This is a genomic window from Micromonospora sp. WMMD956 (assembly GCF_029626125.1).
GTDB lineage: Bacteria > Actinomycetota > Actinomycetes > Mycobacteriales > Micromonosporaceae > Micromonospora > Micromonospora carbonacea.
In genome coordinates, this window is record NZ_JARUBI010000005.1 from 4,576,095 (window position 1) to 4,594,222 (window position 18,128).

General features: G+C 76.3%; 16 protein-coding genes and 1 pseudogene. 12 read left to right on the plus strand and 5 right to left on the minus strand.

Features of this window, described 5'->3' with window-relative positions; all coding sequences use genetic code 11:
- The first annotated feature begins 14 nt into the window (after positions 1-14).
- From O7628_RS20760 to O7628_RS20775, 4 genes are all read left to right on the plus strand, one after another.
- Positions 15-584: an NUDIX domain-containing protein gene (locus tag O7628_RS20760; RefSeq protein ID WP_278132916.1), complete on the plus strand. Its 570-nt coding sequence runs from the start codon at positions 15-17 to the stop codon at positions 582-584.
- Positions 578-1,390 (plus strand): ribonuclease HII, encoded by an 813-nt coding sequence (locus O7628_RS20765; protein WP_074473828.1) that lies wholly within the window; start codon positions 578-580, stop codon positions 1,388-1,390. Before O7628_RS20760 ends, O7628_RS20765 begins: the two co-directional genes overlap by 7 nt.
- Positions 1,387-1,710, plus strand: a complete 324-nt coding sequence (locus O7628_RS20770; RefSeq protein ID WP_007075222.1) for a DUF2469 domain-containing protein — start codon at positions 1,387-1,389, stop codon at positions 1,708-1,710. The genes O7628_RS20765 and O7628_RS20770 overlap by 4 nt, the downstream gene beginning before the upstream one ends.
- Before the next feature lie 330 nt (positions 1,711-2,040).
- Complete coding sequence (locus O7628_RS20775; RefSeq protein ID WP_278132919.1) at positions 2,041-2,781, plus strand: M23 family metallopeptidase; 741 nt, start codon at positions 2,041-2,043, stop codon at positions 2,779-2,781.
- 214 nt (positions 2,782-2,995) lie between these two features.
- On the opposite strand, the gene O7628_RS20780 is transcribed toward O7628_RS20775, so the two are convergent.
- The 5 genes from O7628_RS20780 to O7628_RS20800 all read right to left on the minus strand — a co-directional run bounded on the left by O7628_RS20780 (position 2,996) and on the right by O7628_RS20800 (position 8,502).
- Positions 2,996-4,177, minus strand: coding sequence for an aminotransferase class V-fold PLP-dependent enzyme (locus tag O7628_RS20780; RefSeq protein WP_278132921.1), 1,182 nt, complete (start codon positions 4,175-4,177; stop codon positions 2,996-2,998).
- A gap of 88 nt (positions 4,178-4,265) precedes the next feature.
- A complete protein-coding gene (locus O7628_RS20785; RefSeq protein WP_278136367.1) occupies positions 4,266-5,252 on the minus strand; it encodes a tyrosine recombinase XerC in 987 nt (328 codons plus the stop codon).
- 175 nt (positions 5,253-5,427) lie between these two features.
- Positions 5,428-6,612, minus strand: coding sequence for a DNA-processing protein DprA (locus tag O7628_RS20790; RefSeq protein ID WP_278132923.1), 1,185 nt, complete (start codon positions 6,610-6,612; stop codon positions 5,428-5,430).
- Positions 6,609-8,129, minus strand: coding sequence for a YifB family Mg chelatase-like AAA ATPase (locus O7628_RS20795; RefSeq protein WP_278132925.1), 1,521 nt, complete (start codon positions 8,127-8,129; stop codon positions 6,609-6,611). The genes O7628_RS20790 and O7628_RS20795 overlap by 4 nt, the downstream gene beginning before the upstream one ends.
- 13 nt (positions 8,130-8,142) lie before the next feature.
- Complete coding sequence (locus O7628_RS20800) at positions 8,143-8,502, minus strand: YraN family protein (protein ID WP_278132926.1); 360 nt, start codon at positions 8,500-8,502, stop codon at positions 8,143-8,145.
- A 1,199-nt stretch (positions 8,503-9,701) separates the two neighbouring features.
- Between O7628_RS20800 and O7628_RS32700 the strand changes: the two are divergent.
- The 8 genes and pseudogenes from O7628_RS32700 to O7628_RS20840 form a co-directional block, all read left to right on the plus strand.
- Positions 9,702-10,130 (plus strand): annotated as a pseudogene (locus O7628_RS32700) (hypothetical protein); the annotation flags it as partial.
- Between the two features lie 246 nt (positions 10,131-10,376).
- Complete coding sequence (rpsB, locus tag O7628_RS20810) at positions 10,377-11,240, plus strand: 30S ribosomal protein S2 (protein WP_043962356.1); 864 nt, start codon at positions 10,377-10,379, stop codon at positions 11,238-11,240.
- A 153-nt stretch (positions 11,241-11,393) separates the two neighbouring features.
- Positions 11,394-12,221 carry a translation elongation factor Ts gene (tsf, locus tag O7628_RS20815; RefSeq protein WP_278132928.1) on the plus strand — a complete coding sequence of 276 codons (828 nt, stop codon included), beginning with the start codon at positions 11,394-11,396 and terminating at the stop codon, positions 12,219-12,221.
- 194 nt (positions 12,222-12,415) lie between these two features.
- The gene (gene pyrH / locus O7628_RS20820) at positions 12,416-13,183 is read left to right on the plus strand and encodes a UMP kinase (protein WP_074473835.1); all 768 of its coding nucleotides are present in this window, start codon (positions 12,416-12,418) and stop codon (positions 13,181-13,183) included.
- An 80-nt stretch (positions 13,184-13,263) separates the two neighbouring features.
- A complete protein-coding gene (gene frr, locus O7628_RS20825; protein WP_043962359.1) occupies positions 13,264-13,821 on the plus strand; it encodes a ribosome recycling factor in 558 nt (185 codons plus the stop codon).
- Between the two features lie 326 nt (positions 13,822-14,147).
- On the plus strand, positions 14,148-15,476 hold the full coding sequence (locus O7628_RS20830; RefSeq protein WP_278136368.1) for a phosphatidate cytidylyltransferase: 1,329 nt from the start codon (positions 14,148-14,150) through the stop codon (positions 15,474-15,476).
- Positions 15,477-15,580: 104 nt separating this feature from the next.
- Positions 15,581-16,732, plus strand: a complete 1,152-nt coding sequence (rlmN, locus tag O7628_RS20835; protein WP_278132931.1) for a 23S rRNA (adenine(2503)-C(2))-methyltransferase RlmN — start codon at positions 15,581-15,583, stop codon at positions 16,730-16,732.
- A gap of 31 nt (positions 16,733-16,763) precedes the next feature.
- Entirely contained in the window at positions 16,764-18,035 is a 1,272-nt protein-coding gene (locus O7628_RS20840; protein ID WP_278132933.1) for a DivIVA domain-containing protein, read from the plus strand.
- Positions 18,036-18,128 lie beyond the last annotated feature (93 nt).

Below are 18,128 nucleotides of genomic sequence, written 5' to 3' on the forward strand. Positions count from 1 at the left end.
GGCAGGCTGGGGCGGTGACGGTCTACACCCCCCGACGCGCGGCGCGCGTGCTGCTCGTCGACGCCGCCGGCCGGGTGCTGCTCCTCGCCGGGCACGACCCGGCGCGGCCCGACCACCGATACTGGCTGACCCCCGGCGGCGGGCTGGAGCCGGGGGAGTCCCCGGCGGCGGCCGCCGCCCGGGAGCTGGCCGAGGAGACGGGCCTGCGGCTGACCCCGGCCGAGCTGGGCGAGCCGGTGGAGCAGGAGCGGATCCGGTTCCCGTTCGGTGCCGCCTACTACGAGCAGGAGCAGCAGTTCTTCCTGGCCCGCGTGGCAGGGTGGGAGGTCGACACGGCGGGCCTCGACGCCGTCGAGCGGGCCAGCATCACCGGGCACCGCTGGTGGCCGCTCGACGAGTTGGCGGCCACGACCGAGCGCTACTACCCGGCCGACCTGCCGGCGTTGCTGCGCCGGGCGCTCGCCGCGCGCCCCGAGCCGGCCGACCCGCCGCCCCCGCCCGCCGGGTCCGCCGCACCCGCCGCACCCGCCGGGTCCGCCGGGTCCGCCGACGTCGGGTCCACCGCCGGGGGCGCGCCGTGCTGACCCCGCCGCGCACCGTCGTGCGCCGGGAGGCCGGGCTGTACGCGCTGGAGCGCGCCCTGCAACGCCGGGGCTTCCGGCACGTGGCCGGCGCCGACGAGGCCGGGCGCGGGGCCTGCGCGGGGCCGCTCGTCGCCGCGGCGGCGGTGCTGCCGGAGGGGCGGCGGGGCGAGATCGACGGGCTGGCCGACTCCAAGCTGCTCACCCCGGCCAGCCGGGAGCGCGTCTACGACCAGGTGGTCGCCCGCGCCCTCGCGTACGCGGTGGTGGTGATCCCGGCCGACGAGGTCGACGCCCGGGGCCTGCACGTGTGCAACCTCGCCGCGATGCGCCGGGCCCTCGCCTCGCTGGCGACCCGGCCGGACTACGTGCTGACCGACGGCTTCGGCGTCGACGGCCTGGACGTGCCGGGGCTCGCGGTGTGGAAGGGCGACCGGGTGGCGGCCTGCGTCGCGGCGGCCAGCGTGCTCGCCAAGGTGACCCGGGACCGGATCATGGTCGAGCTGGACGCGTCGTACCCCGGCTACGGCTTCGCCGAGCACAAGGGCTACGTCACCGCGGAGCACACGGCGGCCCTGCGGGAGCGCGGCCCGTGCCGGGAACACAGGTTCTCGTACGTCAATGTGGCCACCGTTTCCGGCCTGGACGGGCGGCCACCCAGATCCCGCCGTCCGGTGGGTGCGCGGCCGGTCGAGCCGATGGAGCGTTTCGACGTGTCAGGGGGTACCGTCGGCGTGGCGTTGGGCGAGCAGCCCCGACCTCCCGCGCCGGTGGGGGAGGATGTGGTCATGGAAGGCGGAGTGCGATGAGCGCGGAAGATCTCGAGAAGTACGAGACCGAGATGGAGCTCCAGCTCTACCGGGAGTACCGCGACATCGTCCGTCAGTTCTCGTACGTGGTGGAGACGGAGCGCCGCTTCTACCTGGCCAACCAGGTGGACCTGCACGTGCGCAACTCCGACGGCGAGGTCTACTTCGAGGTCGAGATGCACGACGCCTGGGTGTGGGACATGTACCGTCCGGCCCGGTTCGTCAAGAATGTCCGGGTGATGACGTTCAAGGACGTCAACGTCGAGGAGCTGGAGAAGCCCGACATCTCCCTGCCGGCCGACTCCGGCTTCGGCGGCTGACGGCCGCACCGCCCCGTCGGGCGTCGGGCTCCACCCGACCCGCGTCCTGCCGGCTGCGCCAGCCGTCGGGCCCCACCCGACCCGCGCACTGCCGGCTGCGCCAGCCGTCCCCACCGCCACCGCGCCCCGCCGCCGCCCGCCGGGCGGCGGAGCCCACCCCGCCGCCCCGCCTGCGGTGGCCGCGTCCACCGGCACCGCCCGACGCGGTCCGCGCCCACCGGCCATAGCAGATCATCGGGCCGGGCGGGGGTTGTCCACAACGACGCCGGCTGTCCACAGGCGAGCCGTCATCGGTGGCGGCCACCCCGGCCTTCCGGCACGCTGCCGGACATGCGGACGAGGCACGCGCCGGGCGGTCCCGGCCCGGACAGGAGCAACGGCACGGGCGGCCCCGGCGCGGTCCGGACCGGGGGCGCGCCGGCCCCGCACCGACCACGGCCGGCGGCGGCCGGGGTCGTCCTCTGCGGTCTCGCCCTCGCCGCCGCTGCCGCCCCCGGCCCGGTCACCTCGATCCCGGTCGTCGCCGGTGCGGCCCTTTCGGTCCCGGTCGCCGTCGACCCCGTCGTCGCCGGTCCGGTCGCCGTGGGCCCGGTCGTCGCCGGTGCGGTCGTCGCTGGTGCGGTCGCCGTGGGCCCGGTCGTCGCCGGACCCGGTTCCGGACTGCCTGCCTTCGGGTGGCCGCTCGACGGGGTGCCGCGACCCGCCCGCCGCTTCGAGCCGCCGCCGCAGCCGTGGCTGCCCGGGCACCGGGGCGTCGACCTGATCGCCGAGCCGGGTGCCGTGGTCCGCGCCGCCGGGCCCGGGGTGGTGCTCCACGCCGGGCAGGTCGCCGGCCGACCGGTGATCACCGTCGGGCACAGCGCCGGGCTGCGGACCACCTACGAGCCGGTGACGCCCGGCGTCCGGGTCGGCGACCGGGTGGCCGCGGGGGCGTCGCTGGGCCGGCTGGAACCCGGGCACGCGGGCTGCCCGGACCGGGCCTGCCTGCACTGGGGCCTGCGCCGGGGCGAGGAGTACCTCGACCCGACGGCGCTGCTCGGCCTCGGCCCCGTCCGGCTGCTGCCGCTCTGACCGTCGCCCCCTGGCCCGGGACGCTCGGCTGCCCCGGTCGCGCTCGCCTCAGCGGGCGTCACGCCAGCGACCTGGCGGCAGCCGGGTCCCACGGTGCCCCCATGCCGCCGGCATGGCGGCAGCCCGGTCCCACGGTGCGCCCCCCGCGTCGCCGGCCCGGCGCGGCCGTCGGGGTCTGGCGGCATGGCGGGAAGAGGGCAGCACGGGTCGGTCGTCAGCGCCGGGCGAGCAGCGCCGGCAGCCGTGCGGCGAGGCGTTCGTACTCGTCCGGGGTGTTGTAGACCTGGCCGCACACCCGCAGCCAGCCGCGACCGGCCCAGGCCATCACCGCCACCTCGGCCGACAACTCCTCGGCGATCCGTTCGCGCAGCGCGCGGGCGGCGTCGATCGTGGTGGCCAGCCCGTCCGGCAGCGGGACGATCCGCATGGCGACCGTCGGCCCGCCGGGCTCCGGCAGGTCGGCCGGCGGCACCCCCAGCGCGTCCCCCAGCACCCGCTGCCCGTACGCGGCAAGCGCGGCGTTGTGCGCGCGTACCCGCTCGACGCCGAGGCTGCGCAGGGTCCAGACGCCGGCCGGCGCGGCGAGCCACGACGTGTAGTCCAGGGTCGCCTGCCACTCGACGTTGCCGGGGAAGCCGGCATCCTGCTCCCACGAGACCACCAGCGGCTCCATCCGGTCCCGCCACGGCGACGCCACCACCAGCGCGGCGGTGCCGCGCGGGGCGTACCCCCACTTGTGCAGGTTGCCCACCCAGAAGTCCGCGCCGATGCCCGCCACGGGGGTGGCCAGCATGCCCGGCGCGTGGGCGGCGTCGACGAGCACCGGCACCCCGTGGGCGTGCGCCGCCGCGACGACCGCGGCGACCGGGAACAGGCGGGCGGTGGCGGAGGTGAGCTGGTCGACGACGAGCAGCTTCGTGCGGCCGGGGCGCAGCCCGGCGCGGACGATCTCGACGACCTGCTCGTCTGTCGCGGTCAACGGCACCGGCAGGATGCGCCGGGTCGCCCCGGTGCGCCGGCACTCGCGGTCGACGGAGAAGCCGACCGCGCCGTAGCCGTGGTCGGTGGTGACCACCTCGTCGCCGGGGCGCAGGCCCAGCGACTGGAGCACCACGGCGACGCCGGTGGTGGCGTTGCCGACCAGGGCGGTGCCGTCCGGGTCGGCGCCGAGGAAGGCGGCCAGGTGCCGGCGGGTGTGGGTGATCCGGTCCACCAGGCTGAGCCCGAAGAAGCGCAGCGGGTTCGCCTCCATCTCGTCGCGCAGCCGCTGCTGGACGCGCTGCACGTTGACCGGCACCGCGCCGAACGAGCCGTGGTTGAGGTGGCTCACCGCCGGGTCCAGCGAGAAGAGCAGCCGGGCACCGGGAAGGGGGTCGGGCGGCTGCGGCGCGCTCATCCGATGATCGTAGCCGGGCACGGTGGGCGGTGCCCCCCGACGAGGACCGGGCCGCACCGGGCCCCCGCCGCCGGGGCGGGAGGCCGGCTCAGGCGCGCGGGTGGGCCTGCCGGTACGCGGCCCGCAGCCGCTCGACCGACACGTGGGTGTAGATCTGGGTGCTGCCCAGCGACGAGTGCCCCAGCAGCTCCTGCACCGCCCGCAGGTCCGCGCCGCCCTCCAGCAGGTGGGTGGCGGCCGAGTGGCGCAGCCCGTGCGGGGTGGTCCGGGGCAGACCGGCGGCCTCGGCGTGCCCGGCGACGACCCGCCGCGCCGTCGTCGGGTGCAGCCGCCCGCCCCGCGCCCCGAGCAGCAGGGCGTCGCCCGAACCGGGACCCGCCAGGGCGGGCCGCCCGGCCCGCAGCCACTCGTCGAGGGCGCGTTGCGCCGGCACCCCGTACGGCACGGACCGTTCCCGGAGGCCCTTGCCGAGCACCCGCACCACGCGGCGGCCGTGGTCCACGTCGGTGGTGTCCAGGCCGCATGCCTCGCTGATCCGCACGCCGGTGGCGTAGAGCAGTTCGAGCAGGACCCGGTCCCGCAGCAGCACCCCGTGCGCCACCGCCGCCTCCCGCTCCCCGCCGCCGGTGGGCCCGGCCGGGGGGACCCGGGCGGAACCGGGTCCCGCCGCGGGCGCGCCGGCCGGCCCCGGGGCCCCGGGGCCGGCCGGCGCCCGCATCAGGGCGGCCGCCTGATCGGCGCGGAGCACCGTCGGCAGCTCCCGGTGGGCGCGGGGGCTGGCCAGCGACGCGGCCACGTCTGTGGGGGTCAGCCCGGCGCGCTGCGCCCACGCGCTGAAGGCGCGCGTGGCGGCGGCCCGCCGCGCCATCGTGGTGCGGGCGGCCCCGGTCGTGCGCTGCTTCGCCAGCCAGCTGCGCACCACGCCCAGGTCGAGGTCGGCCACCTCGGCGCAGCCCATCCGGGCGGCGTGGTCCAGCAGGGAGACCAGGTCGCCGACGTACGCGCGGACGGTGTGCGCCGACCGGTTGCGCACGCGGGCCAGGTAGTCGGCGAAGTCGTCGACCGCCTCCCGCATCGGCGTGGGCAGGGCCGCGTGCGTCGCCCTGCTGCCGGGACCGGCGCGGCTCACCGGGGACAGCCCCGCGTGCCCGCCGCCCGCCGCCGCGCCCGTCCGTAGCCTCGCACCGGCCCAGCTTACGGGCGCGCGGCGAGCCCGGCCGGGCGCCGACGGGGTGCAGGACCGGCACCCGTCACGTCCCCGACGCCGGCGCGGCACCGGTGGCCAGCGCGTATCCGTCGGCGCGGCGGCGCACCAGGCCCAGCTCCTCCAGCAGGGAGAGCTTGCGCAGGGCGGTCCGGACGTCCACCCCGGCGCGCGCGGCCAACCGGTCGACGCCGGTCGCCCCGCGCCGGGGCATCGACTCCAGCACCTGCGTCGCCTCGTCGTCGAGCAGGTCCCGGGGCCGCTGTGGGGCGCGCGCGGGCGGGGCGAGATCGGCACCGATCCGGCCGACCTCCTCCAGCACGTGCGCCACGCCGGTGACCAGCCGGGCCGACGGGTGCTCGCGCAGCAGCTCGTGGGCGCCGACCGACATGGCGGAGGTGACCGGCCCCGGCACCACCATGGCGTGCCGGCCGGCGGCGAGGGCCCGGTTGAGGGTCTGCGTCGCTCCGCTGCGGGCCGACGCCTCCACCAGCACCGTCCCCCGGGTCGCCGCCGCTATCACCCGGTTGCGGACGAGGAACCGGGGGCGCAACGGCTCCGCCCCGGGCGGCCACTCGCTGACCAGCAACCCGGCCTCGCCGATGCGGTCGAACAGCGCGGCGTTGCCCATCGGGTACGGCCGGTCGATCCCGCAGGCGAGCACCGCCACCGTCAGCCCGCCCGCGTTGAGCGCGCCCCGGTGCGCCGCCGCGTCGATGCCGAACGCACCGCCGGAGACCACTGTCCAGTCCCGGTCGGCCAGCCCGTAGCCCAGCTCGGTGGCGACGTGCACCCCGTACGGGGTGGCGGCCCGCGCGCCGACCACCGAGACCGCCCGGTCCAGCGCGTCGCCGAGCGGCCACGCGCCACGAACCCAGAAGCAGAGCGGAGGCGCGGTCTCGACGTCCACCCGGCGGGTGGTGCCGGGCAGGGCCAGCCGGCGCAAATGCTCGACGGTGGCGGGCCACTCCCCGTCGGCGGGGATGACGAGCCGGGCGCCCAGCCGGACCGCGCGGGCCAGGGCGTCGGCCGCCACGGCCCGGGCGTCCCCGTCCCGGCTGCGGGCGGCCACGGCGGCGCGCAGCCGATCCTCCGGTGCCCCGCCGCCCAGGAGCAGCTCCAGCGCGCCGACCGCGCCGAGTTGCTCGACCAGCCGGTGCACCGACCGGGTGCCGGGCTCGGTCAACCAGGTCAACGCCACCCGGGCCAGCCGGTCGTCGTCGCTGCTCACGCTCCGTCCCCCATTCTCAGTTGCAGCGCCTCCCGGACGTCGTCGGCGTGCGGGCGGTCCCGCCCGTCGAGGTCGGCGACCGTCCACGCCAACCGGACGACCCGGTCGAAGCCGCGCGCCGACAGCGACCCGGAGTCGAGCCGCCCGCGCAGCTCCCGGGTGTCCCGTTCGGGCAGCCGCCACGGCGGCCGGCGCAGCCGGGGGCCGGGCACCTCGGCGTTGACCCGCCAGCCGCTGTCCGCCCAGCGGTCCGCCGCGGCCCGGCGGGCGGCGGCCACCCGGGCCGCGACCGTCGCCGACGACTCGCCCGTGCCCCCCGCCTCCATGAGCTCCGCCGCCCGCAGCGGCGGGAGGGTCACCTGCACGTCGATGCGGTCCAGCAGCGGGCCGGAGAGCCGGCCGAGGTAGCGCCGGCGGGCCAGCGGGGAGCACTCGCAGTACGTGTCGCCGGCCGGCCGCGCGCACGGGCAGGGGTTGGCGGCGAGGACGAGCTGCGTGCGGGCCGGGTATTCGGTGCCGCCCCGGCTGCGGGCGAGCTGCACCCGGCCGTGCTCCAGCGGCTGCCGCAGCGACTCCAGTGCCCCCTTGCCGAACTCCGGCGCCTCGTCGAGGAACAGCACCCCACGGTGGGCGAGCGACACGGCGCCGGGGCGGGCCAGCCCGGACCCGCCGCCGACCAGCGCGGCCACCGTGGCGGTGTGGTGCGGGGCCTGGAACGGCGGACGGCGCAGCAGGTGGCCGTGGGCCGGCAGCAGCCCGGCGATCGAGTGCAGCGCGGTGACCTCCAGCGCCGCGTCGTCGTCGAGCTCGGGCAGGATCGACGGCAGGCGCTCGGCGAGCATGGTCTTGCCCGCGCCGGGCGGCCCGAACAGCGCCAGGTGGTGCCCGCCGGCGGCGGCCACCTCCAGGGCCCGCCGGCCCAGCGCCTGCCCGGCGACCTCCGCCAGGTCCGGACCGCCCGGCCCCTCCGCCGGGGCGGGGCCGGGCGGCTCGATCAGCGGCGTGCCGTCCCGGACGAAGCCGACCAGCCGGTGCAGCGTGTCCACGGCGCGGACCCGGACGCCCGGGATGACCGCCGCCTCGGCGGCGTTGCCCACCGGGACGACCACCCGGTGCAGCCCGGCCCGCGCGGCGGCGGCCACCATGGGCAGCACCCCGCGCACCGGCCGGACGGTGCCGTCGAGCCCCAGCTCCCCGAGGACCACCACCCGTTCCAGCGGCAGCAGCGGCAGCTCCCCGGAGCCGCCGAGCAGCGCCACCGCGATCGCCAGGTCGAAGGCCGAACCGAACTTCGGCAGCGTGGCCGGCAGCAGGTTGAGGGTGATCCGCCGGTTGGGCCAGCGCTGGCCGGAGTTGACGATCGCGGCGCGGACCCGGTCGCGGGCCTCGTGCAGGGCGGTGTCCGGCAGGCCGGAGATCGCCACGGCCGGCAGCCCCGGGGCGAGGTCGGCCTCCACCTCCACCACGTGCCCGGTCACCCCGACCAGGCCGACGCAGAGCACCTTCGCGTAGCTCACGCCCGGCCGCCCATCAGAACGCGCCCTTGAGGTGCTCGACCCGGGCCGCGCCGGCGTCGGGCAGCTCGACGGAGAGGACGTCGAAGCGCACCTCGCCGGCCCTGGTGCCGGTCTCGGCGAGCCAGCGGACCGCCAGCCCCCGCAGCCGCCGCGCCTTCGCCGGCACGACCGCCTCGGCCGGCGTCCCGTAGTCGGTGGTGCGCCGGGTCTTCACCTCGCAGAAGGCGAGCACGGGGCCGTCCCAGGCGATGATGTCGATCTCACCGGCGGGGCAGCGCCAGTTGCGGGCGACCGGGCGCAGCCCGGCTCCGATCAGGTGCCGGACGGCGCAGCTTTCCCCGTACGCGCCGACGGCCTGGTTCCGCTTCGTCATGGCCCGCACAATGCCGAACCGCGCTCGCCTCCGCCGTACGCCTGTGGACGACGGAGGCGGTTGTGGACGAACGGACGATCATGCCCTTGGTGTGCTACGTGCCGACGCCCGGACGGTGCCCGTTTCCGGGTGCTCCCGGGGGGTGTCGCCGCCGGCGCGCCGTCCGTCCGGATGGCGCGGGGGTGCGCCTGTCACATACGGTGCCGATCGTGAACGCACGACGGAGCTTTCCCGAAGATCAGGAGTCTCGTTGGTACCCCGGCGAGCGCGGGTACGGCGAGTCGGACTGGCGCCCGGCGGGCGAAGAACGCTATCGAGCCGACGATCTCCGAGCCGCTGACCAGCGCGGCGACACCGGAGAGCGGCGCTACGACGAGCTGACCGACCCACCCGTGAGCCGGTACGGCGAGACCGGGCGGCACGGCGCGGACGACGCGTTCGGGTCCACCGACCCCGATACGGACAGTTACCGTCCGGCGCGGTCCCGCCGGGCCGACACAGGCTCGTTCGGGGTGTCGATGGACGAGCTCGCCGCCGAACGGGAGGCGCGCCGGGCGGCGCGGGCCGCCGAGCCGGCCCCGTCCGCCGACGTGGCGCTGCCGGCCGGTCAGCACTCCGTCGCGTTCCCGCTGCCGCCCGCCCAGCGGGCCGTCGAGTTCCCGCTGACCATCGGGCAGCGCCCCACGCCGCTGGCGGCGCCGGGGCAGGAGGACCGCTCGCTGTCCGCCCCGGCGCACGACGACCGGTCGCTCGCCGGTCTGGCGCACGACGACCGCCCGTTGCCCGGCCCGGCCTACGAGGACCGGCCGCTGTCCGCCCCGGCGTACGACGACCGGCCGTTGCCCGGCCCGGCCCGGGACAGCGCCCTGCTGTCCGGTCCGGCGCGCGAGGCGGGCCCGCGGGATGCCCCGCTCGACGCGGACCCGCTCGGCGTCGACCCGGTGGGACGCGGCGCGGAGCCGCCGCGCGCCGCGCCGCTCGGCGGATACCCGATCATCGAGCCCGGCCGCCCCAGCGAGTCGGGCCGCTCCGCTGACCTCGGCCGTCCCGCTGACCTCGGCCGCCCCGGCGAGCCGGGCCGCCGCGCCGAGCCCGGCCGCCCGGACGAGCCGGCGGACCGGGGCGTGGGGGAGTGGGGCCCGGTGGACCGGGGCGCGGGCAGCGCCACCGCCGTGGAGCCGGCGCGCGCCGCCGAGCGGCATCCGCTGGACCTGCCGACCGGGCCCATGCCCCCGGTGGCGCCCCGCCCCGACCTGCCGCCGCCCGGCCTCGACCCGGCGTACGCCCCGGACGGGCTGCGCCGTCCCGGCCCGGCGCCCTCCGACGGCGTCTACCGCACCCGTCGCCCGGCGCTCGCCGTGCTGATCGCGGTGCTGGTGGCGGCCTTCGAGGTCCCGGCCCTGCGGGTGCTGAGCCACGGCGTGCTCGGCGACCCGCTGTCGGCGGCCGACGTCGTGGTGGGCATCTTCCTGGCCGGCGGGCTGCCGATCTTCGGCATCGGGCTCTACGGGCTGCGCACGGGCGGCCTCGCGCTCGCCGAGGGCGGCCGGGGCTGGCTCCGCCCGCCGACGGCGTACCTGACGGTGGGGCTGGTGCTGTTCCTCGCCGCCGCGCTCGCCGCCGGCTGAGCCGCGCCGCCCGCCCTGACCCGCCGCGCTCGGCCGCCCGCTGAGCCGCGCGCCGGGCAGGGGCGTACACTGGGCGCTTGGCGACCGCCTCGCGCGGTCGACCTCGCGCGCCCTCTCCACGTCTCGTGGGGCGGCGGCCTCCCTGGTCCCGATCATGATCGGGCCCACCACGGCCGGCGACCGGGCGCCAGGACGCCCGGCCGCCGGCCGGGCGGAGCAACCAGGGATCACAAGGAGTACCCCACCATGGCCGTCGTGACCATGCGTCAGCTGCTGGAGAGCGGTGTCCACTTCGGGCACCAGACCCGGCGCTGGAACCCGAAGATGAAGCGCTTCATCTTCACCGAGCGCAACGGTATCTACATCATCGACCTGCGCCAGACCCTCGACTACATCGAGAAGGCGTACGACTTCGTGCGCAACACGGTGGCCGAGGGCGGCAGCATCCTCTTCGTGGGCACCAAGAAGCAGGCCCAGGAGGCCATCGCCGAGCAGGCGACCCGGGTCGGCCAGCCGTACGTCAACCACCGCTGGCTCGGCGGCATGCTGACCAACTTCCAGACGGTGTACAAGCGGCTCCAGCGGATGAAGGAGCTGGAGGCGCTGGGTGACCTGAGCGGCACCGCCGCCGGTTACACCAAGAAGGAGACCCTGCAGCTCTCCCGCGAGAAGATCAAGCTCACCAAGACCCTCGGCGGTCTGCGGGACATGCAGAAGCTCCCGGCCGCGGTCTGGATCGTCGACACCAAGAAGGAGCACATCGCCGTCGACGAGGCCCGCAAGCTGGGCATCCCGGTGATCGCGGTGCTCGACACCAACTGCGACCCCGACGAGGTCGACTTCCCGATCCCGGGCAACGACGACGCGATCCGCTCGGCCGAGCTGCTGACCCGGGTCGTGGCCGCCGCCGTCGCCGACGGCCTGATCGCCCGCTCGGGCCGTCGCCGGGGCGGCGACGAGAAGCCGGAGCCGGGTCAGGTCGGCGCCGACGAGCCGCTGGCCGAGTGGGAGCGCGAGCTGCTGGAGGAGCCGAAGAAGGCCGACGAGCAGCCGGCGCAGCCCGCCGCCGAGCAGCCGGCCGAGCAGCCGGCGGCCGCCGCAGCGGAGTGACCGCGCCGCCGCGCGCCCGCCGTCCGTTTTCCCGGGCGGCGGGGCGCGGCGGGCACGCCGGGCGCGCCCGGCCCGGACCCGGGTGACCGGCCCCGGCCCGACCCACCCGGCCCCCAGACCAACCCACCGAGTCCCAACACCGAAGAGAGAGTCATGTCCAACTTCACCGCCGCGGACGTCAAGAAGCTCCGCGACCTCACCGGCGCCGGCATGATGGACTCCAAGAAGGCGCTGACCGAGGCCGAGGGCGACTTCGACAAGGCCATCGAGATCCTGCGCGTCAAGGGCGCGAAGGACGTCGGCAAGCGGGCCGGCCGCACGGCCGCCAACGGCCTGGTCGCCCACTCGGGCAAGGCGCTGCTGGAGCTCAACTGCGAGACCGACTTCGTCGCCAAGAACGACGCCTTCATCGCGCTGGCCCAGCAGCTCGTCGAGCACGGCGAGGCCAGCGGCGCGGCCTCCGCCGAGGAGCTGCTCGCCAGCAGCATCGACGGCAAGCCGGTCGCCGACCTGATCCAGGAGCAGTCCGCCAAGATCGGCGAGAAGCTGGTGCTCAACCGCTTCGCCAAGCTGGACGGCACCGTCGCGGTCTACCTGCACCGCAAGAGCCAGGACCTGCCGCCGGCGGTCGGCGTGCTGGTGGAGTACGCCGGCAAGACCGACGAGGCCGGGGACGCCGACGCCCGGGGCGTCGCCATGCAGATCGCCGCGATGCGGCCGAAGTACCTCACCCGGGACGAGGTGCCGGCCGACGTCGTCGAGTCCGAGCGGCGCATCGCCGAGCAGACCGCCCGCGAGGAGAACAAGCCCGCGGCGGCGCTGCCGAAGATCGTCGAGGGCCGGGTCAACGCGTTCTTCAAGGACTACGTCCTGATCGAGCAGGCGTCGGTCGCCGACAACAAGAAGACCGTGAAGCAGGTGCTGGCCGAGGCCGGCATCGAGGTGACCCGCTTCCTGCGGTTCGAGGTCGGCCAGGCCTGAGCCGCCGGTCGGGCGCCTGATGCGCGCCCGTGGGCAGGGAACGTCGACGAGGAGGCCGCTGGTGTACGTGACAGGCACCGCGGCCTCCTCGTCACATGCCTGGCCCGCGCGGCCGGAGCGGCGGCGTAGGGTCAGCGACGGCAGGTACGCGGTAACCGGCGCACGTGGGGTGCGGCCGGGGAAGGGCGGGGCGGATGACGCAGGTTGTGAGTGACCGGAGCCTGGCGGCGGAGGATCCGACCGCCCCACCGCCGGGACGGGCCCGCCGGGTGGTGCTGAAGCTCTCCGGCGAGGTCTTCGGCGGCGGCGCGATCGGCGTCGACCCCGACGTCGTCCAGGCCATCGCGCGGCAGATCGCCACCGTGGTACGCCGCGGCGTGCAGGTCTCCGTGGTGGTCGGCGGCGGCAACTTCTTCCGCGGCGCGGAGCTGCAGAAGCGGGGCATGGACCGCGCCCGCGCCGACTACATGGGCATGCTGGGCACCGTGATGAACTGCCTGGCCCTCCAGGACTTCCTGGAGAAGGAGGGCATCGAGACCCGGGTGCAGAGCGCCATCACGATGGCCCAGGTCGCCGAGCCCTACATCCCGCTGCGCGCGATCCGGCACCTGGAGAAGGGCCGGGTCGTCATCTTCGGCGCCGGCGCGGGCATGCCCTACTTCTCCACCGACACCGTGGCCGCCCAGCGGGCGCTGGAGATCCGGGCCGACGTGGTGCTGATGAGCAAGAACGGCGTGGACGGCGTCTACACCGCCGACCCCCGGATCGACCCGACCGCCAGCAAGCTCGACTCGATCACCTTCTCCGAGGTGCTCCGCCGCAACCTGCGGGTCGCCGACGCGGCCGCGTTCAGCCTCTGCATGGAGAACGGCCTGCCGATGCTGGTCTTCGGCGCGCAGGGCGACGACACGATCATCCGCGCGGTGGGTGGCGACAAGATCGGCACCCTGATCACCGCCTGAGCGGCCGGGGGCCGCGCGAGGCGGCCCCGCGACACACAGCACAGCCCACGACGAGCACAAAGAAGGAGGCGAGGAGACCGGTGATCGACGACACCCTCCTCGAGGCCGAGGAGAAGATGGAGCGGGCCATCGAGCACGCCAAGGAGGAGTTCGGCGCCATCCGCACCGGTCGCGCCAACGCCGCCATGTTCTCCAAGGTCATCATCGACTACTACGGCACCCCCACGCCGCTGCCCCAGATGGCGTCCATCGGGGTCCCCGAGCCGCGCATGGTCATCATCAAGCCGTACGACAACTCGCAGATCGGCGCGATGGAGCGGGCAATCCGCGACTCGGACCTCGGCGTGAACCCGAACAACGAGGGCAACCAGCTGCGCATCCTGCTCCCGCAGATGACCGAGGAGCGCCGCCGCGAGATGATCAAGGTGGCCCGGCACAAGGGCGAGGAGGCCAAGGTGGCGGTGCGCAACATCCGCCGCAAGGGCAAGGAGGAGCTGGACCGGCTGGTCAAGGACGGCGAGGTCGGTGAGGACGAGGGCCGCCGCGCCGAGAAGGACCTCGACGACCTGACCCAGAAGTTCGTGGCCACCGTCGACGAGCTGGTCAAGCACAAGGAGAGCGAGCTGCTCGAGGTCTGAGCCGCGACCGGCCCCCGGGCCGGCACGCGAGACCTGTTGTCGTGGCACCGGTGTGCCGCCGTCGTCGGGCGGCGGCGCCGGTGCCTCCGTCGTCACGGGCCGGAACCGGGCGAACCCGGGGCGCACCGCCGGCGGCGCACGGAGGGCTCGTCCACCCTCCCGGGGCGACCCGTGCAGTAGGCTCGGCACGATTCCGGCCACCACGCGGTGAACGGGCGGGATCGCCCGGCCGTCGCGCCGGTCAATCGGACGGAACAGTCGTCGTAGGGGATGGTCTTGGTCGTACGTCATGTGGTGAACCCCGTACCGCGTCCGCTCGGTGCGTGATGTCCCACCTCGACCCCTACCGCAGCCCCGAGTCCCGCAGCTGGGACCGGCCGGACGCCCCCGCCGCGCTCCCCTGGCCCGACCGCGAGCTGGAGCCGGGGCAGTGGGCCCGCAGCGCCACCACCGACGCGTACGCCCCGGTGGCGCCGGGCGGTCGGCCCGAGACGCGCCGCCCGGCGGGGCGGCCGGAGCCGTTCGACGCCGACGCCACCGACCCGTACGGCGCCCGCCCGGTGCCCGACGAGCCGCCGCGACCCGGTGACCCCGTCGACCCGCCGGGCTGGCGTGGCGCCCCCGGGGCGGGCGGCCGCTTCGCTCCCGAGCCCGACGGGCCCTTCCCCGCCCACCCGCCGACGGGGCCGGCGTACCCGCCCGACGAGCCGGCCGGTCCGGCGTACCCGTCGGACGGGCCGGCCGGCGACGTCGCCGAGCCTGAGCCGCCCCGGGGCCGGCGCGGGCCCGGCCGGCGACGGGCGAGCGCGGAGCGTCCGCCCACCCAGCAGGCCCCGGCCGGCCGCGCCGGCCGCAACCTGCCGGCGGCGATCGGGGTGGGCGTCGGCCTCGGCGCGGCCGTCCTGCTGCCGCTCTTCTTCTACCTGCCCGCCTTCCTCCTCGTGCTCGCCGCCGCGATCGCGATCGGCAGCTGGGAGATGGCCCGGGCGGTCCGCCGCAGCGGGGCCCATCCGCCGCTGGTGCCGCTGATCGCCGGTGGCGTGCTCACGATCGGCCTGGCCTGGTTCGCCGGCCCCGACGCGCTCTGTCTCGGCCTGCTGGTCACCGTGCTCGGCACGATGATCTGGCGGCTGGGCGACGGGCCGGGCGACTACCAGCGCGACCTGACGGCGGCCACCCTCATCGCCGTGTACGTGCCGTTCCTCGGCGGCTTCGCGGCGATGCTCGCCGCCGCGCCCGGCGACGGGCACCTGCGCGTGCTGGTAACCCTGGTCGCGGTGGTGCTCTCCGACACCGGCGGGTACGCGGCGGGAGCCAATCTCGGCAAGCACCCGATGGCGCCCTCGATCAGCCCGAAGAAGTCCTGGGAGGGCTTCGGCGGCTCGGTCACCGCGGCGGCGGCGGGCAGCGCCCTGCTGATCTGGCTGCTGTTCGACGTGGCCCCCTGGTGGGGCGCCCTGTTCGGCGTGGCCGTGTCCTGCGCGGCGGTCCTCGGCGACCTGGCCGAGTCCATGATCAAGCGGGATCTCGGCGTGAAGGACATGAGCAACCTGCTGCCCGGGCACGGCGGCCTGATGGACCGCCTCGACTCGATCCTGTTCGCGGTGCCCACCGCGTACCTGTTGCTGGCGGTCTTCGTCCCGGTGGTGGGCTGAGGCATGAATCACGCCGGTCAGCCCGTTCCGGCCGCGTGGTCGGGTCCGATTCGGCACCTCCGGCCAGGTGCGTCGGGCGAACGGCGTGGGAGACTGGACGGGTCATGACGAGCCTTCCCCTGATCCCCGTCACCCCGGACATCCCCGCCGCACGCCGCGCGGCCATGCCGCCCCGCCACCTCGCCGACCTCGACCTGCCCGCCCGGCAGGCCCTGGTGGCCGAGCTGGGCGAGCCGGCGTTCCGCGCGAAGCAGATGTCCACCCACTACTTCGGCCGCCTGGTCCGCGACGCCGCGTCGATGACCGACCTGCCCGCGGCCACCCGGGACAGGCTGGCCGCCGAGCTGCTGCCCACCCTGCTCACCCCGGTCCGCGAGCTCGCCTGCGACGACGGCGCCACCCGCAAGGCGCTCTGGCGGCTGCACGACGGCTCGCTGGTGGAGAGCGTGCTGATGGGATATCCGGACCGCGTGACCGTCTGCATCTCCAGCCAGGCGGGCTGCGGCATGGCCTGCCCGTTCTGCGCTACCGGCCAGGCCGGGTTGACCCGCAACCTGTCGACGGCCGAGATCGTCGACCAGGCGGTCTACCTGGCTGGCGTGGCCGCCTCCGGCGCGGTCGCCGGCTCACCGCCGCGGCTGTCCCACGTCGTGTTCATGGGCATGGGTGAGCCGTTGGCCAACTACTCGCGCGTCGTCGCGGCGATCCGCAGGCTGGTCGCCCCCGCCCCCGAGGGGCTCGGCCTGTCCCAGCGGCACATCACGGTCTCCACGGTCGGCCTGGTGCCGGCGATCCGGCGGCTGGCCAGCGAAGACCTGTCGGTGACCCTTGCGTTGTCCCTGCACGCGCCCGATGATGAGCTGCGCGACGAACTCGTGCCGGTCAACCAGCGGTGGAAGGTCGCCGAGGTGCTGGACACGGCGTGGGACTACGCGGCCCGCACGGGGCGTCGGGTGTCGATCGAATACGCGATGATCAAAAACGTGAACGACCAGCCGTGGCGGGCCGACCTCCTCGGCAAGCTGCTGGCCGGCAGGTTGGCCCACGTCAACCTCATCCCGCTCAACCCGACCCCGGGCAGCCGGTGGGACGCGAGCCCGAAGCCCGTCGAGCGGGAGTTCGTCCGGCGTCTGCGCGCCGCCGGGGTCTCGACGACGGTCCGGGACACCAGGGGGCGCGAGATCGACGGCGCGTGCGGGCAGCTCGCCGCCGCCGGCGACGGGGACAGCGGGACGCCGCAGGAGGCAACGGCGTGACGGGGCGTACCGAACGAGACCAGGAGACATAGTGGCGAGTCAGGGTCAGCGTTTCCGGCGCAAGGCGCTCCGCCGGGGATACAAGGTCGACGAGGTGGACGCCTTCCTGGACCGGGTCGAGGCGACGCTCGACGGCCGGCCCGTTGGCGCGCCCGTGGCCTCCCAGGAGGTTCACGACGTCGTCTTCCGGGTCCGCTTCAACGGCTACGACGAGTGGCAGGTCGACCTGCACCTCGACCGCGTCGAGCGGCAACTGGCCGAGCTGGAGGAGCGCGGCGGCTCGCCCGGTCGCGGCGCAGACCCCCGGATGTCCGACCGGATGGGCCCGCCGGACCGGATGGGCCCGCCGATGCGGGACGACCGGGGGCCCGTCCCGATGCGCGACGACCGCGGCCCCCTGCCGATGCGCGACGACCGTGGGCCGCTCCTGCGCGACGACCGGGGGCCCGCGCCGATGCCGCAGCCCATGCCGCCCCGGCCGATGCCGGCGCAGGCCGGCCCGCCCGGCGACCGCTACGGCCGGTACGACGAGCCGACCGGCGGCTTCTCCGGCGGCGGCGGATACGACGAGCCGACCGGTGGCTTCTCCGGCGGCGGCTACGACGGGCCTCGCGGCGGCTACGACGCACCTCGCGGCCCGGGCGGCGGCCCGCTGGGTCCGGGCGGCCCGATGGGTCCCGGCCCTGGCATGGGTCCCGGCCCTGGCATGGGTCCCGGCCCTGGCATGGGTCCCGGCCCTGGCATGGGTCCCGGCGGCCCGCCGCCCCGGGGCCTGCCCCCGGGCCCCGGCGGCTACGCCCCCGACGAGCAGCGCTTCGACGGCTTCGAGGCGGGCCGGCACGGGCGGGCCGACATGACCGCCGAGATCCGGATGCCCGAGCGCGACCTTCGTGAGCTGCGCGGCCGTGGCCCGGCCGGGCCCCCGCCCATGCCGCCGCAGCCGATCGGGGGCCCGCCGCCGCTGGCCGGCCCGCCCGTGGGCGGCCCCCCGATGGGTGGCCCGTCCGTCGGTGGCCCGCCGGCCGGTGGCCCGCCGATGGCCGGTCCGCCCGGCAGCGACCTGCACCGGGTGGACCAGATCCGCCGCAGTTTCCAGGTGCGCCGGTTCGGCAGTGGATACGACCCGGACCAGGTCGACCGGCTCTTCGAGGGCATCCTCGGTGGGATGGCCGGCCGGGGCCCGATGCCGGTCAACCCGAAGGACCTGGACACCCTGCGCTTCGGCCTGGTCCCGGGCGGCTACTTCGAGGCCGAGGTCGACGCCGCGCTCAAGGACGTCCAGGACATCCTCTTCGGCCGCTGACCGTCCGGCGGGCGCGGGCGATCCGCCCGCGCCGCCGGGCACGCGGACACGACGAAGGGCCCACCCCGACGGGGCGGGCCCTTCGCGCGTTGC

Bases quoted from the DNA above. Each gene is read 5' to 3' on its own strand.
- O7628_RS20800 (WP_278132926.1), bottom strand. From the start codon at position 8,502: ATGACGAAGCGGAACCAGGCCGTCGGCGCGTACGGGGAAAGCTGCGCC.
- O7628_RS20775 (WP_278132919.1), top strand. From the start codon at position 2,041: ATGCGGACGAGGCACGCGCCGGGCGGTCCCGGCCCGGACAGGAGCAAC.
- O7628_RS20830 (WP_278136368.1), top strand. From the start codon at position 14,148: ATGTCCCACCTCGACCCCTACCGCAGCCCCGAGTCCCGCAGCTGGGAC.
- O7628_RS20770 (WP_007075222.1), top strand. From the start codon at position 1,387: ATGAGCGCGGAAGATCTCGAGAAGTACGAGACCGAGATGGAGCTCCAG.
- O7628_RS20780 (WP_278132921.1), bottom strand. From the start codon at position 4,177: ATGAGCGCGCCGCAGCCGCCCGACCCCCTTCCCGGTGCCCGGCTGCTC.
- O7628_RS20785 (WP_278136367.1), bottom strand. From the start codon at position 5,252: ATGCGGGAGGCGGTCGACGACTTCGCCGACTACCTGGCCCGCGTGCGC.
- tsf (WP_278132928.1), top strand. From the start codon at position 11,394: ATGTCCAACTTCACCGCCGCGGACGTCAAGAAGCTCCGCGACCTCACC.
- rlmN (WP_278132931.1), top strand. From the start codon at position 15,581: ATGACGAGCCTTCCCCTGATCCCCGTCACCCCGGACATCCCCGCCGCA.
- pyrH (WP_074473835.1), top strand. From the start codon at position 12,416: ATGACGCAGGTTGTGAGTGACCGGAGCCTGGCGGCGGAGGATCCGACC.
- rpsB (WP_043962356.1), top strand. From the start codon at position 10,377: ATGGCCGTCGTGACCATGCGTCAGCTGCTGGAGAGCGGTGTCCACTTC.